This is a genomic window from Pandoraea faecigallinarum (genome assembly GCF_001029105.3).
GTDB lineage: Bacteria > Pseudomonadota > Gammaproteobacteria > Burkholderiales > Burkholderiaceae > Pandoraea > Pandoraea faecigallinarum.
Genome location: NZ_CP011807.3, coordinates 3,108,687 through 3,128,670, shown reverse-complemented (window position 1 = coordinate 3,128,670; position 19,984 = coordinate 3,108,687). Strand labels below are relative to the sequence as shown.

General features: G+C 65.6%; 20 protein-coding genes. 9 read left to right on the top strand and 11 right to left on the bottom strand.

Going from position 1 to position 19,984, the window contains the following annotated elements; all coding sequences use genetic code 11:
- The first annotated feature begins 2 nt into the window (after positions 1-2).
- The 7 genes from kdpC to AB870_RS13555 all read left to right on the top strand — a co-directional run bounded on the left by kdpC (position 3) and on the right by AB870_RS13555 (position 8,810).
- Positions 3-587 (top strand): potassium-transporting ATPase subunit KdpC, encoded by a 585-nt coding sequence (gene kdpC, locus AB870_RS13585; RefSeq protein WP_047905115.1) that lies wholly within the window; start codon positions 3-5, stop codon positions 585-587.
- Between the two features lie 146 nt (positions 588-733).
- Positions 734-3,508 carry a sensor histidine kinase gene (locus AB870_RS13580; protein WP_047908189.1) on the top strand — a complete coding sequence of 925 codons (2,775 nt, stop codon included), beginning with the start codon at positions 734-736 and terminating at the stop codon, positions 3,506-3,508.
- Complete coding sequence (gene kdpE / locus AB870_RS13575; RefSeq protein ID WP_047905114.1) at positions 3,501-4,211, top strand: two-component system response regulator KdpE; 711 nt, start codon at positions 3,501-3,503, stop codon at positions 4,209-4,211. Before AB870_RS13580 ends, kdpE begins: the two co-directional genes overlap by 8 nt.
- Before the next feature lie 240 nt (positions 4,212-4,451).
- Positions 4,452-4,769, top strand: coding sequence for a quaternary ammonium compound efflux SMR transporter SugE (sugE, locus tag AB870_RS13570; RefSeq protein WP_047905113.1), 318 nt, complete (start codon positions 4,452-4,454; stop codon positions 4,767-4,769).
- 203 nt (positions 4,770-4,972) lie between these two features.
- A complete protein-coding gene (locus AB870_RS13565; RefSeq protein ID WP_047908188.1) occupies positions 4,973-5,569 on the top strand; it encodes a DUF4126 domain-containing protein in 597 nt (198 codons plus the stop codon).
- A complete protein-coding gene (locus AB870_RS13560; RefSeq protein ID WP_237169940.1) occupies positions 5,556-8,165 on the top strand; it encodes an ABC transporter permease in 2,610 nt (869 codons plus the stop codon). The genes AB870_RS13565 and AB870_RS13560 overlap by 14 nt, the downstream gene beginning before the upstream one ends.
- Before the next feature lie 204 nt (positions 8,166-8,369).
- Positions 8,370-8,810, top strand: coding sequence for a group II truncated hemoglobin (locus tag AB870_RS13555; RefSeq protein ID WP_047905111.1), 441 nt, complete (start codon positions 8,370-8,372; stop codon positions 8,808-8,810).
- A gap of 93 nt (positions 8,811-8,903) precedes the next feature.
- On the opposite strand, the gene AB870_RS13550 is transcribed toward AB870_RS13555, so the two are convergent.
- Positions 8,904-9,794: a hypothetical protein gene (locus AB870_RS13550; protein ID WP_047905110.1), complete on the bottom strand. Its 891-nt coding sequence runs from the start codon at positions 9,792-9,794 to the stop codon at positions 8,904-8,906.
- A 25-nt stretch (positions 9,795-9,819) separates the two neighbouring features.
- Positions 9,820-10,299: a tetratricopeptide repeat protein gene (locus AB870_RS13545; RefSeq protein ID WP_157112317.1), complete on the bottom strand. Its 480-nt coding sequence runs from the start codon at positions 10,297-10,299 to the stop codon at positions 9,820-9,822.
- Positions 10,300-10,665: 366 nt separating this feature from the next.
- Between AB870_RS13545 and AB870_RS13540 the strand changes: the two genes are divergently transcribed.
- Complete coding sequence (locus tag AB870_RS13540) at positions 10,666-11,397, top strand: alanyl-tRNA editing protein (RefSeq protein WP_047905108.1); 732 nt, start codon at positions 10,666-10,668, stop codon at positions 11,395-11,397.
- A 44-nt stretch (positions 11,398-11,441) separates the two neighbouring features.
- Positions 11,442-12,062: a DUF924 family protein gene (locus AB870_RS13535; RefSeq protein ID WP_047905107.1), complete on the top strand. Its 621-nt coding sequence runs from the start codon at positions 11,442-11,444 to the stop codon at positions 12,060-12,062.
- A gap of 68 nt (positions 12,063-12,130) precedes the next feature.
- Here the strand turns inward: AB870_RS13535 and AB870_RS13530 are convergent, their stop codons facing one another.
- From AB870_RS13530 to AB870_RS13490, 9 genes are all read right to left on the bottom strand, one after another.
- Positions 12,131-12,655: a DUF2062 domain-containing protein gene (locus AB870_RS13530; protein WP_167362700.1), complete on the bottom strand. Its 525-nt coding sequence runs from the start codon at positions 12,653-12,655 to the stop codon at positions 12,131-12,133.
- Positions 12,656-13,047: 392 nt separating this feature from the next.
- A complete protein-coding gene (locus AB870_RS13525) occupies positions 13,048-13,644 on the bottom strand; it encodes an LOG family protein (RefSeq protein ID WP_047905106.1) in 597 nt (198 codons plus the stop codon).
- 3 nt (positions 13,645-13,647) lie between these two features.
- Positions 13,648-14,316 carry a TetR/AcrR family transcriptional regulator gene (locus tag AB870_RS13520; protein ID WP_047905105.1) on the bottom strand — a complete coding sequence of 223 codons (669 nt, stop codon included), beginning with the start codon at positions 14,314-14,316 and terminating at the stop codon, positions 13,648-13,650.
- Between the two features lie 142 nt (positions 14,317-14,458).
- Positions 14,459-14,893: a diacylglycerol kinase gene (locus tag AB870_RS13515; protein WP_047905104.1), complete on the bottom strand. Its 435-nt coding sequence runs from the start codon at positions 14,891-14,893 to the stop codon at positions 14,459-14,461.
- 38 nt (positions 14,894-14,931) lie between these two features.
- Entirely contained in the window at positions 14,932-15,966 is a 1,035-nt protein-coding gene (locus AB870_RS13510; RefSeq protein ID WP_047905103.1) for a glycosyltransferase family 4 protein, read from the bottom strand.
- A 242-nt stretch (positions 15,967-16,208) separates the two neighbouring features.
- Complete coding sequence (locus AB870_RS13505) at positions 16,209-17,165, bottom strand: UDP-2,3-diacylglucosamine diphosphatase (protein ID WP_418303965.1); 957 nt, start codon at positions 17,163-17,165, stop codon at positions 16,209-16,211.
- 152 nt (positions 17,166-17,317) lie between these two features.
- Positions 17,318-18,289: an esterase/lipase family protein gene (locus tag AB870_RS13500; protein ID WP_071386878.1), complete on the bottom strand. Its 972-nt coding sequence runs from the start codon at positions 18,287-18,289 to the stop codon at positions 17,318-17,320.
- Between the two features lie 7 nt (positions 18,290-18,296).
- Positions 18,297-18,863, bottom strand: a complete 567-nt coding sequence (locus tag AB870_RS13495) for an RDD family protein (RefSeq protein ID WP_084663687.1) — start codon at positions 18,861-18,863, stop codon at positions 18,297-18,299.
- Between the two features lie 252 nt (positions 18,864-19,115).
- Positions 19,116-19,979, bottom strand: a complete 864-nt coding sequence (locus AB870_RS13490; protein WP_053059366.1) for a DUF3106 domain-containing protein — start codon at positions 19,977-19,979, stop codon at positions 19,116-19,118.
- Positions 19,980-19,984: the final 5 nt, after the last annotated feature.

Below are 19,984 nucleotides of genomic sequence, written 5' to 3'. Positions count from 1 at the left end.
CCATGAAAACCCTTTTGCGCCCGATGCTGAGCCTGTTCGTCGTGCTCTCGGTCATCACCGGGCTGGTGTATCCGATGGTCGTGACGGGCATCGGCCGCGCGGCATTCCCGCGCGAAGCGGCAGGCAGCCTCGTCTACAAGGATGGCAAGGCCGTCGGATCGTCGCTGATCGGTCAGAACTTCGACGAACCCAAGTACTTCTGGGGCCGGCTGTCGGCCACGTCGCCGAACCCGAACGACGCTTCGGCGTCGGGCGGTTCGAACTTCGGTCCGCTCAACCCGGCGTTGACGGACGCCGTCAAGGCGCGCATCGCCGCGCTGCGCGACGCGGACCCCGATGCGCAGCTGCCGGTGCCCGCCGATCTGGTAACAGCCTCCGGCAGTGGCCTCGATCCCGAAATCAGTCCGGCAGCGGCCGAGTATCAGATCGCGCGTGTGGCCAGGGCGCGGGGGGTGTCGCCCGATGCGGTGCGTGCGCTTGTCGCGCGCAGCACGCAAGGCCGCCAATGGGGAATTTTCGGAGAACCCCGGGTGAATGTTCTGACGCTCAACCTGGGGTTGGATGAGCTGCCGCGTGGCGCCGTCTGAAAGGCGTTGCCGCGGGCGGGCCAAACCGGAGATTCGCTGGTCTTGCCCGCCGGCCTGCGGTAGATTGGCGGCACGCCCTGCGCGTGCCGCGTTTTTTCGTATCGACGTGGCTCGCGTCTTCAATGTGGACTGACTTGATGGCTGGCATGGAACGCCCCGATCCCGACGAACTGCTTGGCAAACTGCAACGCGACGAAGCGCGCGAGCAGCGCGGCCGCCTGAAGATTTTCTTCGGTGCGTGCGCGGGTGTCGGCAAGACTTTCGCCATGTTGCAGGCCGCACGCAAGCTGAGCGAGGAAGGCATCGACGTGGTCGTCGGCGTGCTCGAGACGCATGGCCGCGAGGAAACGGCACGCCTGCTCGAAGGTCTGGAAGTGTTGCCGCAGAAGCCGGTGGAGTATCGCGGGCGCGTGCTGCGCGAATTAGACCTCGACGGCATGCTAGCGCGCAAGCCGGCCGTCGCGCTGATCGACGAACTGGCGCATGCGAACGTTGCCGGGCAACGGCACCTCAAGCGCTGGCAGGACGTGCACGAACTCCTCGATGCGGGCATCGACGTCTACACGACGCTCAACGTGCAGCACCTCGAACGGCTCAACGATGTCGTCGGTCAGATCACGGGCATTCGGGTGTGGGAGACGATTCCGGACCGCGTGTTCGATCTCGCCGACGAGGTGAAGCTTGTCGATCTGCCGCCGGACGAATTGCTCGAGCGCATGCGCGAGGGCAAGGTGTACATGGCGGCGCAGGCCGAGCGCGCCGTGCAAAATTTTTTCCGCAAGGGCAATCTGATTGCGTTGCGTGAGCTGGCGTTGCGCCGTACCGCCGACCGTGTGGATGCACAGATGCGCGAGTATCGTGCCGACCAGTCGATCAGCCAGGTCTGGCAGGCGCGCGAGCGGTTGCTCGTGGCGATCGGCCCCGGGCCCGAGGGCGTGGCGCTGGTGCGCGCCGCGGCGAGGCTGGCCGCGAGCCTGCGTGCCGATTGGCTGGCTGTGCATGTGGAGACCCCCGCCATGCTGCGACAGGCGACGGCGCGTCGCGAGCGTGTGTATGCCGCGCTCAAACTCGCGCACGAGCTCGGTGCGGAAACATTGACGCTCGACGGCGCACAGGCCGCCACCACGCTGCTGGCTTATGCACAACTGCGCAACGTCTCCAGGCTGGTGGTCGGCGCAAGCGGCGCACGCCGCTGGTGGACGGCCCGTACGGCCTTGCATGAGCAGCTCGTGCGCCTGGCGCGCGGTGTCGACGTGGTGCTGATCGGACCGGCGGCGGGCGATACCCTGGCGCACAGGCGGGTCGTGCGCGGTGACTGGCGAGACTGGTTCCAGACGGCACCCGAATTGGGGCTTGTCGGTGGTCCGTGGCGGGGGTACGCATGGGCCGTCGGCATTTGTGGCGCGGTGTCGCTGGCGGCGGCCGAACTGACGTCGTTCCTCGATCTCGCCAACATCGCGATGCTGTATCTGCTCGGCGTGATCGTCGCGGCGATGCGGCTGGGGCGAGGGCCGGGCGTGCTGGCGTCTTTCCTCTCGGTGGTGGCATTCGATTTCTTCTTCGTGCCGCCGAAGATGTCGCTGTCGGTCTCCGATACCCAGTACTTGCTGACGTTTGCCGTCATGCTGACGGTCGCGCTGGTGATCAGTCACCTCACGACGAGCCTGCGTTTTCAGGCGCGTCTCGCAACGTGGCGCGAGCGTCGCACCGGGGCTGTGTACGCGATGGCCCGCGAACTGGCGGCGGCGCTGACGACCCCGCAGATCGTGGAAATCGGTTCGCGTCATGTGCGTGAAGTGTTTCAGGCGCGCGTGGCGTTGCTGCTGCCGGATAGCCAGAGCAACGTGCGTCAACCGGTGGAGAACGCACGCGCCGAAACGATGCCTGCACATATCGACACCGATGTCGCACAATGGGTGTACGACCGTCAGCAAGCGGCTGGGCGCGGCACCCCTACGTTGCCAGGCTCCGACGCCCACTATTTGCCGCTGCGCGCTCCGATGCGCACGCGCGGCGTGCTGGTGGTCGCGCCGGAGGCGGACGTTGGCGCGATCGCAACGCCGGAGCAGCAACGCCTGCTCGACACCTTCGCCGCGCAAATCGCATTGGCGCTCGAGCGAGTGCATTACGTCGAGATTGCACAGGACGCCCTGGTGACGATGGAGTCGGAGCGTTTGCGCAATTCGCTGCTCTCGGCGATCTCGCATGACTTGCGCACCCCGCTTACGTCCATCGTCGGCTTTGCCAGCATGCTCAGCCGCAATGCGCAAGCGCCGGGGGCGCTGCGCACGGATCTCGTCGAGGCGATCCACGAGGAGGCGCAGCGCATGACAGGCCTCGTGACGAATCTGCTCGACATGGCGAAGTTACAGGCCGGCGGTGTGCAGCTCAATCGTCAATGGCAGATGCTGGAGGAGGTGGTTGGCACGTCGCTGCGCGCCTGCCGGCGCGTGCTCGCCGGCCATGAGGTAACCACGCGTTTGCCCGCCGATCTGCCGTTGCTTCGCTTTGACGCCGTGCTGCTCGAACGCCTTTTCACGAACCTGCTGGAGAACGCGGCGAAGTACTCGCCGTCAGGCTCGCATATCGAGATCGCGGCGCGGGTTGCCGGCGACGACGTTGAAGTGAGTGTGAGCGACGATGGCCCCGGGCTGCCGACGGGAATGGAGGGGCGGATCTTCGAGAAATTCATGCGCGGCGAAAAGGAGTCGGCCAAGCCTGGCATCGGACTCGGGCTGGCCATCTGCCGCGCCATCGTGCAGGCGCACGGCGGTAAAATCCGCGCCACCAATGGGCCGGACGGTCGCGGGGCGCGCTTTATCTTTACGTTGCCGGTGCAAGTCCCACCTGTCGCCCCGGACGATACGTCCGAGCCGCTGTCTCGCGCCACGGACGTCAACGTTACCCAACAACATGAGTGAACCGACCATCAATATCGTGGTGATTGAAGACGAACGCCAGATCCGGCGATTCCTGCGCACCTCGCTCGAAGCCGAAGGCATGGTGGTGCACGAAGCGGAAGCGGGACGGCAGGGCATGGTCGAGGCGGCCACGCGCAAACCCGATTTGCTGATCGTCGATCTGGGGCTGCCGGACATCGATGGCGTCGAAGTCATTCGCGAAGTGCGAAGCTGGACCGACATGCCAATCATCGTGCTGTCCGCGCGCCACGAGGAAGCGGAGAAGGTCGTCGCGCTCGACGTGGGCGCCGACGACTATCTGACCAAGCCTTTCGGCGTGTCGGAGTTGCTGGCGCGCATTCGGGCGCAGTTGCGGCGTCATCACCGTGGAGGGAACTCGGAGACGCTCGACGAGACGTTTTCGTTCGGCGACATCGACATCGATCTGGCGCGTCGCAAGGTCACGCGTGCGGGAGACCCGGTGCACCTCACGCCGATCGAGTACCGTCTGCTCGTCACGCTCGTGCGACACGCCGGGCGGGTGCTCACCCATCGTCAGTTGCTCAAGGAAGTGTGGGGACCTTCGCATGTCGAGAGCAATCATTACCTGCGCATCTACATGGGACATTTGCGTCAGAAGCTCGAAGCGGATCCGGCGCAGCCGCGGCATATCCTGACCGAAACGGGTGTGGGCTACCGGCTCGAAACGGATATCGACGGATAAGTGAGCAGCGGGGCATGGGCGTTGGCCGTCCGAAAGCCCATGCCGACGTCGGGATGAGCGACGGTCATTGCGCCGCTTTGCTAGAATCGCGCTGTTCCGTTGGCTGCGTTCGGCGCTCCGCCATTCCGCCATTCATTCGACCTCCAATGGAACCCGTGACCGGGACGACCCGGCGCTCGGTTCGCGCGTACATCGCATCGCTACCCGGGGACGACCCCGTCTTTCTCATCGAAGTCAGTCATGGCCTGGATTCTCCTGGTGTTCGCCGGTTTTCTCGAAGTGGCCTGGGCCGTCGGGCTCAAGTACACCCAAGGTTTTTCGCGTCTCGTTCCGTCGATTTTCACGATCGCGTCGATGATCGGCAGCGTGTGGCTGCTGGCCCTCGCCGTGCGCTCCCTGCCATTGGGCACCGCGTATGCGATCTGGACGGGCATCGGCGCCGTTGGCGCATTCGTGCTCGGGATCATTCTGTTCGGCGAATCGGCATCGGCCGCGCGCATCGCCAGTGTCACGCTGATTCTGGCCGGACTGGTCGGCCTCAAGCTTACGGCGGCTTGAGGGTCTCGCCGGTCACCGGTGGTGCGTTGCCGCAACGCGCGGCATAATGACGTGGTAGCCGTCGCGTTACCTGCCGGGCGCTGTTTTGCCGGATGCCGGACAAGACCGGGACCCGGCAGCGTGCTTCGGAGGGCGGCTGCCGCGTCGGCGGTAGGGGACGCGTGATCGTGCGACGCCGTCATGTCGGCGGCAGCGAGGTCACCATGCTTGAATCGATTGCGCTCGGCGCGGGGCTGTCCTGGGGCAGCGGCCTGCGGTTGTACCTGACGGTATTCTGCGCCGGGCTGGCCGCGCGGCTGGGGTGGCTGCATTTGCCGCCAACGCTGGCCGCGCTGGCATCGACGTGGGTCATTGCCACGGCCGGCGTTCTGGCTGCCATCGAGTTCTTCGCCGACAAGATTCCCTTCGTCGATAGTGCGTGGGACGCCGTGCACACCTTCATCCGTATTCCGGCCGGAATCGTTCTGGGCGCGGCGGCGCTGGGCCAGATGGATCCGACGGTCACGGTACTGGCCGGTCTCGCGGGCGGTGCCCTCGCCGGCACGGCGCATCTGGCCAAGGCGGGCAGCCGGGCGTTGATCAACACGTCGCCGGAACCATTCTCGAATGTCGCGGCCTCAGCCGGCGAAGATGTCTCCACAGTGGGCGGCTTGGCGCTTGCGTTCTTCCTTCCCGCTGTTTTTCTCGTGATGTTGCTGGTATTCGTCGTGCTGGCGTGGTGGTGGCTGCCGCGCGTTTGGCGCGGATGGCGCTCGTTACTGGCGCGGGTCAAAGGATTGAGGAACGATGGGGTTCACTGAAGTTGCGCGCCAGGCATGGCGGATGTTCCTGCGCGATTGGCGTGCGGGCGAGTTGCACCTGCTTCTCGTAGCGTTGTTGCTGGCGGTGGGCGCGCTGTCCAGCGTGGGGTTTCTCTCGGATCGCATGCAGGGTGGGCTTGAGCGCGATGCGCGACAGATGCTCGCCGCCGATCTCGTCGTTCGTAGCGACGCGCCGCTGACGCCCGAATTTGCCCGTCGGGCGCAGGCCGACGGGCTGGCAACGGCGGTAGTCGCCAATTTCCCGAGCATGGCCAGCGCCACGGACGGCGGCGGACAGCGGCGCGCACAGGGGGCTGACCCGGGCACCGAATCGACGACGGAACTGGCGCGTGGGCCGGTGAGCGCCAGCCGTCTGTCGTCGCTCAAAGCGGTCAGCGACGGTTATCCGTTGCGTGGTCGCGTGCGCATTGCCCCCGATGCGGGCGTCAACACGCCCGACGCGCCCGCCGCGGATATCCCCGCGCCGGGCACCGTATGGGTCGACGCCGCGCTGCTCGACGCCCTTCATGTCAAACCCGGCGAGACGATTCGCGTGGGCAATCGCACGCTGCGCATCGCCGCCGTGATCACGCGCGAGATGGACCGCGGTTACGGCTTCGGCTCGCTCGCGCCTCGCGTGATGATGCGATTCGACGAACTGGCATCGACCGGTCTCGTGCAGTTCGGCAGTCGCATCACTTATCGTCTGCTGGTCGCCGGTACCGATGCGCAGGTCGGCAAGTTTGCCGCCTGGGCGCGCCCGATGGCCGAGCAGACGCGCGGTGTGCATATCGAATCGCTGGAAGACGGGCAGCCGCAGGTGCGTCAGACGCTTGAGCGCGCCGGGCGTTTCCTGTCGCTGGTGGCGTTACTGGCGGCGGTGCTGGCGGCGGTTGCCGTCGGGATCGCTTCGCGGCGCTACAGCGAGCGCCACCTCGACGCCTGCGCCGTCATGCGCTGTCTGGGTCTGCCGCGCCGGGCGTTGCGCGGCATGGTGACGCTCGCATTCATCGGTCTTGGCGTGATCGGCGGCGTGCTTGGCGTGGTGCTGGGCTATGCAGCGCATTGGGTGCTGCTCGCGCAATTGGGCGATGTCATTCCCGCGGGACTGCCTGCGCCGACATGGCGCCCGGCGGCGTTCGGACTGGCCAGTTCGCTCGTCATGCTGCTGGGCTTCGCGTTGCCTCCGTTGCTGCCGCTCTCCGAGGTCGCTCCGCTGCATGTCCTGCGGCGCGATGTGGTCGGCGGGGCGCGTCGGCAGGGCTGGTTCGCCTATGGCGCGAGCGCGCTGGCGTTCGGCGCGCTGCTGTTGTTCGCGGCGCGCGATCTGCGCCTTGGCGCGATGGTGGCTGGCGGCTTCGTGGCCGGCGCCATCGTGTTCGGCGTGCTGGCGTGGCTGTCGATCGGCGGACTGGCCGCGTGGGCACGCCGGCATGGCGCCTCGGGGGGAGCGATGGGCGGGATCGGCTGGCGCTATGCCGTTGCGGGGCTGCGTCGCCGGGGGCTGGGCAGTGCCGTGCAGGTGGTCGCGCTGGCCCTCGGCTTGATGGCGTTGCTGCTGCTCGCGCTCACGCGCAACGATCTGGTCGCGGGCTGGCGTCAATCGAGTCCGCCGGATGCGCCGAACCGTTTCGTCATCGACATCCAGCCGGGGCAGGACACACCGGTTCTCACTCAGCTTCGCGCCGCGGGGCTGCCCGATGTGCAGCTCTGGCCGATGATTCGTGCGCGTCTCACCGCCATCAACGGCAAGCCGGTAACGGGTGGGAGCTACACCGAAGAACGCGCACGGCGTCTTGCCGAGCGCGAATTCAACCTGTCCTATACTTCGGCGCTGCCCGAGGGCAACCGGGTGACGGCCGGGCAGTGGTACGGCGATGCGGCGACACCGCAAATCTCGATGGAAGAGGGCATCGCGAAGACGCTCGGGCTGAAGCTCGGCGACGTGCTCCGCTTCGAAGTCACGGGACAGACCATCGACGCGCCGATCACGAGCCTGCGCAAACTGGACTGGGGGTCGATGCGCGTGAACTTCTTCGTGGTGATGCCACCCGCCGCGTTGCGCGATTTTCCGATGACGTGGATCACGTCGTTCCATCTGGAACCCCGGCAGCAAGGGGTGGCGGACGCGCTGGTGCGCCAGTTCCCCAACGTGACGGTGATCGATACCGGCGCCTTGCTCGCCCAGATCCAGCAAATCCTCTCCCAGGTGATCGACGCCGTTCAGGCGCTTTTCCTGTTCACGCTCGCCGCCGGCGTGTTGGTGCTTTACGCGGCACTCGCGGGCACGCGTGACGAGCGCATGCGCGAAAGCGGCATCTTGCGCGCGTTGGGCGCATCGTCGCGTCAGCTTCGCGACGTTCACCTGGCGGAATTGGTGACGGTCGGCGCGCTGGCCGGGCTACTGGCGTCGCTCGGCGCGGGTGCGCTGGGCTGGGCGCTGGCGAGATACGTGTTCGAATTCGCGTTGAGCTTCAACCCGTGGCTGCCGGTCGCGGGCGTCGGCGCCGGGGTGCTTTGCGCGCTGATCGGCGGCTGGAGCGGTTTGCGCGCGGTGGTGCGTCAGTCGGCGCTGCGCACGCTGCGTGATGTCTGAGCCCCACATCGGCGGTGTTTTCGCGAGCGCGGCCGTTGGCTGCGCTTGCCGCATGCCGTGTACCGTCTACGTCGCGCGGGTCCGCGAGCATACACGTGCCGGCCGGCTCGCTGCGGCCCTTGGACAACGGCATCGGCCCGGGAAGTTGCCGGCAGGCACGACAGACGGCAGCGGGCGAAACGGCGCTCGGGCACAATATCGGTCATGACGACCGAAAACACCTCCCAAACTTCCCCGGCAGACGACCCGAAGAACGCGCCCGCCCAGCCGACTGCCTTTTCCCTGCTCGGCGGCGAGCGTCGCGTGCGCGAACTTGTCGACCGCTTTTACGATTTGATGGATCTGGAGCCGGAGTTCGCGGGCATTCGTGCCATGCATCCGGCGTCGCTCGACGGTTCGCGCGACAAACTCTTCTGGTTCCTGTGCGGCTGGCTTGGCGGCCTGAACCATTACATCGAACGGTTCGGGCACCCGATGCTGCGCGCCCGCCATCTGCCGTTCCCGATTGCCTCCAGCGAACGCGATCAGTGGCTGCGCTGCATGGCGCTGGCCATGCAGGACATCGAGGTCGAGACGACCTTGCAGGAGCGCTTGATGCAGGCGTTCTACGGCACGGCGGACTGGATGCGCAACAAGGCGGGCTGAGGTGACGCACGACGTGTTTGGGCGCGTTGGATGCGTTAGATGCGTTAGATGCGTTAGGGCGCGTTAGGGCGCGTTAGGGCACATTAAGGTGCATTAGGGCGCATTGAGCGAAACGTCGTCTCTATCGCTATCCCCCGCGGCCGCGATTCCCAGTTCGGGATCGCGGAGCCTGTATTTCCCTTCAGTACCGTAGGCGTCTTCGAACGAGAGACGGCGTTCGACCACGTCCATGTTTCGCTTCGCTTCCCTGGCGTTCATCCAGTCGATGACGGCCGTCGTGGTAGCGTCGCCGAATGCGCGGTAGGCCAGCGCGACGAAGCCGATGCAATTCTCCAGTGCATCCAGATCCTGCGTTTCGGCCGCCGGGGTCTCGGAGGGTGACGGCAGTCCCAGCGGAGCGGGGGTCGCCACATGGTCCAACTCATGCTGAGTGACATGGCGGCCCGCAATCTGACCGGCGCCATTCAGAAACAGCATCATCGAGGCCCCGAGCAAGATCGACTGATATTTGCCGCCGTAGGTCTCGAGATGATTCGACCCCAGCAGTTTTCCCGACGAGGCGAGCCACGACGTGCCCTGAATTTGCGCGCTCGTGGACGACGGATTGCAGTATTTGCCGACGGCCACGGCCAGATCCATCAGGCTCGAGAGCGACGCCGCGGTGGCAGTGCTCAACGTGATCTTGTGCGCGGTCGAAAGTGCGCCGTGATCGTACGTTTCCTTGATGGCGCCCAGACTGGCGGCGCCTAACGCGCTGGCGCTGAGCGCAAAATTGTTCACGTGGTGGAGCAGTGCGGCGAACCGGCCCACGCTGGGAGGGGACGGCGCGAGGTCTTTGAGCGATCCGGCATTTTCGGCCAACGCACTGAGCGCCTTGGCGGCACCTGTTCTGATGTGGGCCTGATCGGCCCCGGGCGCAGGTGCATTGGAACCGATGGCGTGTGAAACGGGGATAGCGGCGGGGGAGAAGTGGGTGTGCGGCATGGGAGACATGAGGACAATGGGGGCATCAGAGGGCGTCGAGCAGACGCGTGAGACTGAGATCGAGATCGAGACTGGAGCGACGGTCCGAGCAGCGCACCATTTCGAGCGCGTCGACCGCCATTTCGCGGGCCGTCCGGACATCGCCGATCTGCTGCATGCACAGCGCGGCGAAGTACAGCGGTTCCGGGTTGCCATACTCGCGGGTCACCGCGACCATCAAGGGCGCGATGGCATTCCTGTAGTCGCCTAGCTGGCAGAGCACGTAGCCGAACGCCTTGTACGCGGTGGCATCGGCAGGCAACGCGCGGCATATCGCGGCGAATGCCTGCGCGGCCCCTTCGAGGTCGTTCGCAGCATGTAGCGCATGAGCATGCGCTAGCGCGTGCGGATCGATCGGTCCATCGATGGCCGGGAAATGCGAATTCGAGGGCGCTTGGCGCGACCCAGGGCGCGCAAAGGCGCCGGGATGGATATCGTCCTGCCGCATTGCGGGGGGGCTCGTCATGGCATCTTTCCTTACGAATTGCAGGGGTACGAATTTCGGGGTTAAAAACTGCGGATTACGAACTACGAAAGCGACCGCGTCGGTGCGGCCGCCACGTAATGTGCGGCTCACCCGGCGTGCCGGCTATTGCCCCGCGACAAACGGTGTCGAGAACCTGCGTAAGCTGCGTTTGGTTGGGGCGCAACCCAAGGGATCCGAGGCTTCTCGGACCAAAACGGCCGACGTTGGGACAAGGGGCGGGAACGGTTTGCGCGCGCGGTGCAAGGCGGCCGGTGGCGACGACCGTACTGGCGTAGGCGTGCCGGATTGTGTCTTGTCACGTGGGCCGGACCCAGGTGAACATGTCCCGTTCCCAAAGGAGACGACATGGCAACCGAAGCGCTGTTCCGGCAAGACGCCTATCTGCGCCAATGCGAGGCACGCATCACGCGCATCGACGAGACGGGCATCATGCTCGATCGCACCGTTTTCTATCCGCTGGGGGGTGGACAGGCGGGTGACGCGGGGACCTTCGTCCTTGCAGACGGCACGCGCCTGGCCATTGCCGATACGCGCAAGTCCAGACACGAAGGTGCGACGCCCGACGACGCGGTGCATATCCCCGCCGAAGGCCAGGCCGACGTGTTAGCGACGCTGGCGCCCGGCGATGTCGTTCATGCCGAAATCGACTGGGAACGGCGCTTTCGTCATATGCGCTTTCATACGGCGTCGCACCTGATGTGCGCCGTGCTGCCGCATCCGGTCGACGGGTGCAGCATCACCACCGAATATGCGCGGCTCGACTTCGTGACGAACGAGCCGATCGAGCGCGAGACGGTCGAGGCGGGATTGGCGGCGCTGGTCGCAGCGGCGCGGCCGGTGGCGATCGACAGTATCAGCGACGAGGAAATGGCGGCGCGCCCGGAACTGGTGCGCACAATGAGCGTGAAACCGCCCGTTGGGCTCGGACGCGTGCGGCTGGTGCGTATCGAAGGCATCGATTTGCAGCCGTGTGGCGGCACGCATGTGGCCAATACGTCGGAAATCGGCGGGTTGCGCGTGGCGAAGATCGAAAAGAAGACGTCGCGCACGCGCCGCGTGGTGTTGGCATTTGCCTGAGTCTGGCATCATCGAGCCATCCTCCCATTCTTTCAGGATCATCGATGGCGACTCCGGCAGCCCAAACTTCCGCACAAACACAACCGGTGCAACCTTGGCAGGCCGTACTGGACTTCTGGTTCGGTACGCCGGGCTCGGCGGTCTACGGCATGGCACGTGCCGAATGGTTTCGCAAGTCGGACACGTTCGACGAGGCAATCCGTTCGCGCTTCGGCGCGTTGCATGCGCAGGCGGTGGCCGGGGCGTTGAGCGAATGGGCGCAGACGCCGCTTGGCGCTTGTGCCCTGATCGTGGTGCTCGATCAGTTTTCGCGCAATCTCTTCCGGAATCAGGCACAGGCGTTCGCGGGCGATGCCCGGGCGTTGGCCGTGGCGCGCCGTATGGTGGAGGCCGGAGACGATCGGCGTTTGCCCACGGCGCAGCATCGCGGGTTCGTCTACCTGCCGTTCGAACATGACGAGTCGCTGGAAAGCCAGCACGTTTCGCTGGCGTTGTACGAACAACTGGCGCAGGCGCACGGTCTGGTGGACAACCTCGATTACGCGCGCAAGCATGCGGTCATCATCGAGCGCTTCGGCCGTTATCCGCATCGCAACGCGGCGTTGGGGCGGGAATCGACGCCGGAGGAAATCGCGTTCCTGAAGCAGCCGGGCTCATCGTTCTGAGTTTTGACGTTTTCGCTCCGAGACCGGTGTGCTGCGTCCGTCCGCTTCCCCCGTCGTTGAGGACAGTGTCAGCGGGGCGGGCTATTGCGCACCGCCACCAGGCGTCGTTGCTGTTGCCAGCGGATCGCGAAGAATCCGATCACGTACGCCATCACGCCACCCACGACGGCAAAGGCGGCGAGGCCGGCACAGAGGTGCAACGTCGCGGCGCCGAAGTCGAAATGGGTGAGTTGCGTCCAGAAGCTTTCGCTGGCTTGTGCCGCCGCCGCAACCGTCGCTTCGATGTCGGCCTTGGGCGACCAGTCGAGCAACCACCGCCCCACACGATGCGCGCCCAGATAGACGAAGGGTACCGTCAGCGGATTCGTGATGAGCGTGCCCATCGTCGCCAGAAACAGGTTTCCCCGCAGCAACGCCGCCACGAGAATCGCCACAGGCATTTGGGCGAACGGAATCAGAATCCCAAAGAACACCCCGCACGCCAACCCGACGGCGACGCCGCGCGGGGTCGCCTGCCACAAGCTGCGGCGCAACAGCAAACCGGCATGCGGGCGCAACCAGCGCGATCGCAGCAGCCGCATGGGGTGAAGCATCTTTAACATCATGGGCAGGTTGCTCGTCGGAGGAAGGGAACCCGGGCGGGCATGGAGTACGAACGCATACGTGCGTACGCAACGGATGTCTGAGTGTCGCCGCCAACAAGAGTTCAATGACGCCGTACCGCCGAGCGGATGCGCGCCCAAGACGTCCATGACGCCCGAGCGGGTTCACGAAGGCCTGACGGGCGTATCCGGACGCATTCGGTTCCGTGCAGTCGCACCGGGACGTCTTCGAAAGTATCGCGGGATGGATTGGGCAACGTGAACGACGATGCGCGGCGGGGAGGGCGGTCGGAAAGACAGCCCCTGTGCGGCGGCGAAGCCGCGCAGTGGCGCGGCGGCCCGCCTGGTTCCGGTGGAATCCGCTCGCGTTGGCTTGAATCTGCCTAGATCTGTGAGCGCTGGTTGGCCCAGCGATCGATCTGCGCCGGCTTGAAGCGGCGCATGGTGTCGAGCAAGGTTTCCGGCGAGGCGGCGATCTGCAGCTGATCGAGTTGCGGCGCCTTGAGGAATTGCTCCGTCACCATCGACTTGAGGAACACGATCAGCGGATCGTAGTACCCCTCGACGTTGAGCAGGCCGATCGGTTTCGCGTGGTAGCCGATTTGCAGCCACGTGAACACTTCGAAAAGCTCTTCGCACGTACCGATGCCACCGGGCATGGCAATGAAGGCGTCCGAGAGGTCGGCCATCATCTGCTTGCGCTGGTGCATGTTTTCAACCACATGCAGTTCCGTCAATCCCGTGTGGCCGACTTCCTTTTCCATCAGCGCCTTCGGAATGATGCCCACGGCCTGACCGCCATGCGCGAGCACCGCGTCGGCGATGATGCCCATCAGGCCGACCTTTCCGCCGCCGTAGACGAGACGAACGCCGGCTTCTGCCATGCGACGGCCCAGCTCACGGGCGGCTTCCGCGTACGCGGGCCGCACACCGGTGGCGGCGCCGCAATAGATACAAATGGATTTGACTTCCGACGACATGCCTTACTGCGCTCCCTTGGATGAGGACTCCCGAGCCATCTTGTCATACAGCTCGCGCGACTTACCCTTCAGATAAGGGGCCATTTGCGAGAGGATGTGATAGCTCGACTGGTGCAACCCCGCGCCGATTTCTTCGGGGTCGTTGTACTTGCGCGGGTTCATCACGAATTGATACGACAACCAGTACGTGGACAACACCACCATGTTGGTGGTCACGACATCGATCTGCTCCGGCGTGATTTCCATTTCGCCATCGGCCACGAGCAGGTCGCACATCTCGCGTGCGAAGCGCTTCTTGTGGCCGACGATCTGCTTGAAATGCGTTTCGAGCGTGCGGTTGCGCGCCAGCAGGTCGTTGAGGTCGCGATAAAGAAAACGGAAGCGCCACAGAAATTCGGACATGTATTGCAGATAGGTCCAGACTTCGTCGAGCGTGGGCTTGTGATCGTCGGGCAGCCGCAAGCGCCGTTCGATTTCCTGCTCGAACTGCGCAAAGATGCTGTTGATGATGTCGTCTTTGTTGCGGAAGTGATAGTACAGATTGCCGGGGCTGATCTTCATCTCCTCGGCAATCGTGGTGGTGGTGACGTTGGGTTCGCCGATTTCGTTGAAGAGTCGCAGCGACACTTCAAGAATTCGTTCGCGGGTTCGGCGTGGCGGCTTTGCTTCCATGTCTGTCGGCCCCGGTTAGCGGCAAGCTCGGCGAAGGAGATTCTCCGCTTGCGTTTATGAGTTGAGTATCAGGTATACGGCGACCGATTATACCCGGCAGCCGACCACTGCCAAGCATGGGGCCCGGGCGCGACGAGCGATATCAGAAAAACGCCGTACGTACGAGTTCGACGATGACGGGCCCCGCGAGCGAGGCCCAGGTGAGCAGGCACAGGCCGAGCGCCACGAGGACGGCTGCGCTGCCGAAATCCTTCGCGCGCTTCGAGAGTTCGTGACGTTCCAGCGAAATGCGGTCGATGGCCGCTTCGATGCTCGAATTGATCAGCTCGATGATGAGCACGAGCAGGATGGAGCCGATCAACAGTACGCGCTCAACGGCGGTGACCGGCAGAAAAATCGCCGCGGGCAGGAGGATGGCGGCGAGCGCGAGTTCCTGGCGGAAGGCGCTCTCTTCGAATACGGCGAACTTGAAGCCGGACAGGGAGTACTTCAGGGCGCGCCACGCGCGCATGACGCCCCGGTTGCCCTTGTACGGATTCGGTTGTTTGTCGCGTGGCGGCGGGTGATCGATGAACAAGCGTCAGGTTCCTCGCCGCAACGGGCTCTGGAGGTGGTTCAGACCGCGGGCGCGAGCGACGGCTCGGGCTTGCGCGGATGCAGGTGCGAGGCGAACTCTTCGGAGGCGGCCTGCCACGAGAAGCGCTCGGCCCAGGCCCGGGCACTCGCTCGCGAGACCTTGAGCGCATCCAAACATGCTTCACGCAGATCTTCACGCAAGGCGCCGCCATCGCCTTCGGGGCACCCGTCGAGTACGTCGACCGGACCGGTCACGGGGAAAGCGGCCACCGGCAGCCCGCAGGCCATCGCTTCGAGCAGCACCAGACCGAACGTATCGGTGCGGCTCGGGAACACGAACACGTCGGCCGACGCATACACCTTCGCCAGCTCCGGCTGCGAGAGCATGCCGAGATAGTTCACGTCGGGGTAGCGCGAGCGAAGTTCGGCCAGTTGCGGCCCTTCACCCGCGACCCACTTAGAGCCGGGCAGATCCAGCTTCAGAAAGGCTTCGATGTTCTTCTCCACGGCAACGCGCCCCACGTAGAGGAAAATCGGATGTGCCGAATTTAGCACATGTGCTTCCTGCACACGGAAGATGTCGAGGTCGACGCCGCGTGTCCACAGCACCACGTTATTGAAGCCCGCCGCTTCGAGATCGCGCTTGACTACGGGCGTGGGGGCCATCACCGCGCGCGACGGCTTGTGGAACCACCGCAGGAAGCGGTAGGTGGTGCTCAGCGGAAAGCCGAAGCGCGCCTGCACGTACTCCGGAAAACGGGTGTGGTACGCCGTTGTGAACGGGAAGTCGTGGCGAATGGCCCACTTGCGCGCCGCCATGCCGAGCGGACCTTCGGTGGCGATGTGCAGCGCGTCGGGGGCGAAGTCTTCGATGCGGCGCGCGACCCGGCTGCCGGCGAAGAACGCGAGACGAATTTCCGGATAGGTCGGGCACGGGATGGTGCGAAACTCCTGCGGCGTGAGCAACTCGACACGATGGCCGGACGCTTCCAGCTGAGCGCGCGTGTTCTTCAACGTGCGGACCACGCCGTTGATCTGCGGATCCCAGGCGTCGGTGATGATCATGATTTTCATCGGGCGCTCCTTCGCGCACGTGGCGCGGGTGGAATGACACGCGCAACTGCGCGTGAGAAGGCGCACATCCGGCGAGAGGCCGCCGTTCGTGCGCCGGTTGGAATCGTGTGAACCGCGTAGGGACGCATGGCTGCGCGCGAGTGTGTGATGGCGTACGGTGGCGGGCGATGGACGCTCGCGCCAGCCGGCGCTTGCCTGCGCCCACGCTGTCCCGGTGCTCCGCGCTGCCTGCGGGCATGGGGTCAGGCACTCACCGGTGTGGCTTTCACGTTCGCGCGCGTCTGACGTTTTTGCGTCCAGTAGACGATCTTCAATTCCCCCTCCATCGTCTCGACCAGCGCCGACAGGCTTTCGACCCAGTCGCCGTCGTTGCAATAGAGAAGCCCGTCGATCTCGCGAATCTCCGGTTTGTGGATGTGACCGCAGACCACACCGTCGCAGCCCCGGCGACGGGCCTCGTCGGCCATCACATGCTCGAAGGCGGAAATGAAGTTCACGGCATTCTTCACCTGATGCTTCAGATACTGCGAGAGCGACCAGTACGGGAAGCCGAAGCGTGTGCGCACGCGGTTGAACCAGCGATTGAGCAGCAGGGTGAGCGTGTAGAGCGAGTCGCCCAGATAGGCGAGCCACTTGGCGTGCTGAATCACGCCGTCGAACAGATCGCCGTGCGTGATCCATAGCCGCTTGCCGGTGAGCGTGGTGTGAAATGCCTCGTCGCGCACGGCGATGTCGCCGAAGGCCAGCCCGCAGAACTGGCGCGCCGCTTCGTCGTGGTTCCCGGGCACGTAGACGACCTGCGTGCCCTTGCGCGCGCGCCGCAACATCTTCTGTACCACGTCGTTGTGCGCCTGCGGCCAGTGCCAGCCCTTTCGCAGGTGCCAGCCGTCGATGATGTCGCCAACCAGATAGAGGTAGTCCGAGTCGTGATGGCGCAGGAAGTCGAGCAGATATTCCGCCTGACAGCCTTGCGTGCCGAGGTGAATGTCGGAAAGCCAGATCGTGCGATAACGGGTGATGCCTTCGGGCGGCGGGTCGAGCGGATCGGGCGTGTCCGGCGGCAGGTCGATGGTGGTGGGCGGGGCGGCGGGAGGGCTGGCGGGCGGGGTGAGGGGGCGGCCCGGCGGGGTATCTGCGAAGCGACCGGCGCGAGCCGCGGGCGTGGAGATCGGCAACTCGAAGGTGGGTGTCGTCGTCATAGCGGCTCGCACGTCGCGTTGAACATGCGTGCATTGCGCCACGGCTTCGTGAAGGGACGATGACAGTCATGCGCGTGTCGCGAAAGTGCCTTCCGGCGTCGCGCAGAAGCGACAGGACGACGCGAGCGCCGGGCTGCGAGGCGCAGGCGGTGTCAGTTGCCGTTGCGTAGGCCCTGGCCGACCCGCTCCAGCGTTTCGAGTACCAGCGCCCGCGAGCGAGGATGTGTGCCGAGCGACACGTGACCGAGCCGGTCCAGGGCGATGTTGTGTGCGCCGGGCAGCATTGACGTACGTACCGGATAGACGACGTTGTCGTGTGCCGTGAAGATCGACGTGATGCGTGCGCGTGCCGCGTCCGTTTCGCTGCTCGCAAGCGCCACGAGCCAGTCGCTGCCGATGCTCATTTGACGTACGTTCCGGCCAATGCCGTGGCGGGCGTGCAAGGTGCCGAAGTGCGGAGAGCCCAGCGTGACGGTGTGCACGACGGGCAAGGTCGGATAACGGCGCAGACAGGCGCGCGCGGCGATCCCGCCCATGCTGTGGCCCACGACGACGACGGGCAGGCGCGTGCGCTCGGCGAGCGCTTGCGTCGCATCGGCGATGGTCTGGGCGTAATCGTCGATGTCGCCGAACAGGGGGGCGAGATTGATCGCTTCGCAGTGATAGCCGGCGTCTGCCAGATGATGGGAAAAACGTAGCCAGAAGGCGCGATTGCAGCCGTAACCGTGCAGCAGCAATACGGCCACCGGCCGGGCTGGACCGCTGGGGGGCGGGAGCGGCGCGGCGCTGAACCATGGCTGGTAGAGGTCGAGCAACAGGATCGACGCCGCACATTCGTAGGCCCACACGGCGATGTTCGTACCAGCCGACGTGCGTCGCTCGGGCGCGGGATCGCCGTGCGCGGCCATGACGAAACCCGCAGCGAGACCGGTGGCGTGCGAGACGGGCAGCCACAGCACCGTCCAGAGGAAGGTCGTCCACGGACTGTGCCACGCGGACCACGTTGCAATCGCGACGACAATCGACAGCCCGATTTCGACGCCGCCATAGACCAGATGCGGGCGCGAGGCTCGCAACCGGCCGGGAACGGAAGCTCTGGTCGGCGTGGTCGGCGGTGCGCTCATCGGCGGTTCACTTGCCGAGTACGCTGACGAGCCGCGTGCCCGCGATCCGGTCATGGACGAACTGGTGGTCGCGCGTCACCCGCATGGCCAGCGCCCAGAGCACGATCCAACCTGCCAGCAGGGCGACGCTGCTCCAGCCCGTGAGCCCGAGCGCCCAGTCGATGGCCATCGCGGGCAGGACCCAGAGCCAGGCAAGCACGTAACGCAGCAGCGCACGGCCGGTACGCACCGGCAGGCCATGCGCGTCCACCAGACGGATTTTCCACGTCTTCATGGCGAGGGTCTGGCCGCCATGGGTCCAGAACCATACGAAATAGGCCCCCAGCACGAGGAAGAGCCACGTCTGCATCGCGTGCCGGTACATCAGTCCGCTGCGCTGCTGCGTGAGCGCGCTGAAGAGATAGCCCGCCAGGAAGAGCACGCCGAAGAGCAATAGCGACTCGTAGACCATCGAGAGCAGGCGGCGACGCAAGGTGGGCACGGCGTAGTTCTTCGGGGCGGCCCGCTCGGCGGCGAACGGCGGGCGGGGCGATCGGGACGGCTTGGCGGGCTGAGTCGTAGCGGAGTCGGTCATCGCGGCGTGGTCTGAACTCTCTTTGTCGGATGTCCCGTTGCCGTGTTCGCGCAACGCGCGTGGTGTTGGCACCGGGAGCGTCGCCCATTATGCGGAAGATTGGGCGGATGGGCTAGCCAGCCCGTGACGGGGCGCTCGTCGGCGCAAAGGTGAAGGGGTAGATGCCGCGGTGCAGGGCATTGCCCGGACGTAAAGGCAAACGGCCGCCCGGAGGCGGCCATTCAGATGCGGCAGGAGGTGCGGCGTCCCGTATCAGTTGTGGTGATACAGATCCGAATTGAAGACGGCGTCGCCGTTCCTGTCGCCGTTGGCCGGTGCGGCGCTTGCTGCGCCGTTGCTCGCCGCCGCCGGTGCCGGCGCGGCGCTCGACGGTGCGGATGCCGCAGCCGCGGGCGCGGCCGCCGGCGCGGATGCCAGCGGGCCCGGGACCGGCAACTGAGTGCTCTTCGTAGCGGCGGCGGCATCCTTGCGGTGCACGGCAGCATACGGGTTTTTCACGCCCGAGCGGCCCGACGGCGGGGCGCTGACCACGTTCGGACGGTTGGACTGCTTCTTGTCGTCCGCCGCCAGACGCTTTTTCTGTTCTTCCGTGAGCTGCTGGTACTGCTGCCACACCTGCGCCTTGCGCTCCGGGGGCAGCGCCTTGGCGTTCTCGTAACTTTCGCGCGCCAGCTGACGTTGCTCGGGCGTCAGGCGCACCCAGTCGGCCATACGGTCGTGCAAACGCTTGCGGCCATCGGGCGAGAGCGTGCGGAAACGTTTGGCGATCTCGACCCACTTTTCGCGCTGACGCTCGCTCATCCGGTTCCAGTCCTGCGAGAGCGGGGCAAGGGCTTCCCGCTGTTCGGCGGTGAGCCTTGCCCATGCACCACCCGGCGAGGGCGGTGCGGCTGCCGGTGCGCTGGCGGCGCCCGGCACACCGGCGGTGAGCGCGCCCACCGGCGCGGAAGACGCGCCCGGCGTGCCGGCTCCGGTGCCGGACGTGGCGGTGCCGCCGATTGCCGGCGGCATGTCGGACACCGGTTCCGGGGCTGGCGAGCGGCGCAGCGCGGCCGTGCCGGCAAGTGCGGCGACGATCAGCGCGGCGACCAGAAAAAGTACGTTGCGTTGCGTCACTGGGC

Excerpts from the sequence above, each read along its gene's own strand:
- AB870_RS13560 (WP_237169940.1), top strand. The coding sequence starts at position 5,556 with ATGGGGTTCACTGAAGTTGCGCGCCAGGCATGGCGGATGTTCCTGCGC.
- AB870_RS13535 (WP_047905107.1), top strand. The coding sequence starts at position 11,442 with ATGGCGACTCCGGCAGCCCAAACTTCCGCACAAACACAACCGGTGCAA.
- AB870_RS13565 (WP_047908188.1), top strand. The coding sequence starts at position 4,973 with ATGCTTGAATCGATTGCGCTCGGCGCGGGGCTGTCCTGGGGCAGCGGC.
- AB870_RS13545 (WP_157112317.1), bottom strand. The coding sequence starts at position 10,299 with ATGACGAGCCCCCCCGCAATGCGGCAGGACGATATCCATCCCGGCGCC.
- kdpC (WP_047905115.1), top strand. The coding sequence starts at position 3 with ATGAAAACCCTTTTGCGCCCGATGCTGAGCCTGTTCGTCGTGCTCTCG.
- sugE (WP_047905113.1), top strand. The coding sequence starts at position 4,452 with ATGGCCTGGATTCTCCTGGTGTTCGCCGGTTTTCTCGAAGTGGCCTGG.
- AB870_RS13500 (WP_071386878.1), bottom strand. The coding sequence starts at position 18,289 with ATGAGCGCACCGCCGACCACGCCGACCAGAGCTTCCGTTCCCGGCCGG.
- AB870_RS13520 (WP_047905105.1), bottom strand. The coding sequence starts at position 14,316 with ATGGAAGCAAAGCCGCCACGCCGAACCCGCGAACGAATTCTTGAAGTG.
- AB870_RS13540 (WP_047905108.1), top strand. The coding sequence starts at position 10,666 with ATGGCAACCGAAGCGCTGTTCCGGCAAGACGCCTATCTGCGCCAATGC.
- AB870_RS13495 (WP_084663687.1), bottom strand. The coding sequence starts at position 18,863 with ATGACCGACTCCGCTACGACTCAGCCCGCCAAGCCGTCCCGATCGCCC.
- AB870_RS13580 (WP_047908189.1), top strand. The coding sequence starts at position 734 with ATGGAACGCCCCGATCCCGACGAACTGCTTGGCAAACTGCAACGCGAC.
- AB870_RS13525 (WP_047905106.1), bottom strand. The coding sequence starts at position 13,644 with ATGTCGTCGGAAGTCAAATCCATTTGTATCTATTGCGGCGCCGCCACC.
- AB870_RS13555 (WP_047905111.1), top strand. The coding sequence starts at position 8,370 with ATGACGACCGAAAACACCTCCCAAACTTCCCCGGCAGACGACCCGAAG.
- AB870_RS13530 (WP_167362700.1), bottom strand. The coding sequence starts at position 12,655 with ATGCTTCACCCCATGCGGCTGCTGCGATCGCGCTGGTTGCGCCCGCAT.
- AB870_RS13505 (WP_418303965.1), bottom strand. The coding sequence starts at position 17,165 with ATGACGACGACACCCACCTTCGAGTTGCCGATCTCCACGCCCGCGGCT.
- AB870_RS13550 (WP_047905110.1), bottom strand. The coding sequence starts at position 9,794 with ATGCCGCACACCCACTTCTCCCCCGCCGCTATCCCCGTTTCACACGCC.
- kdpE (WP_047905114.1), top strand. The coding sequence starts at position 3,501 with ATGAGTGAACCGACCATCAATATCGTGGTGATTGAAGACGAACGCCAG.
- AB870_RS13510 (WP_047905103.1), bottom strand. The coding sequence starts at position 15,966 with ATGAAAATCATGATCATCACCGACGCCTGGGATCCGCAGATCAACGGC.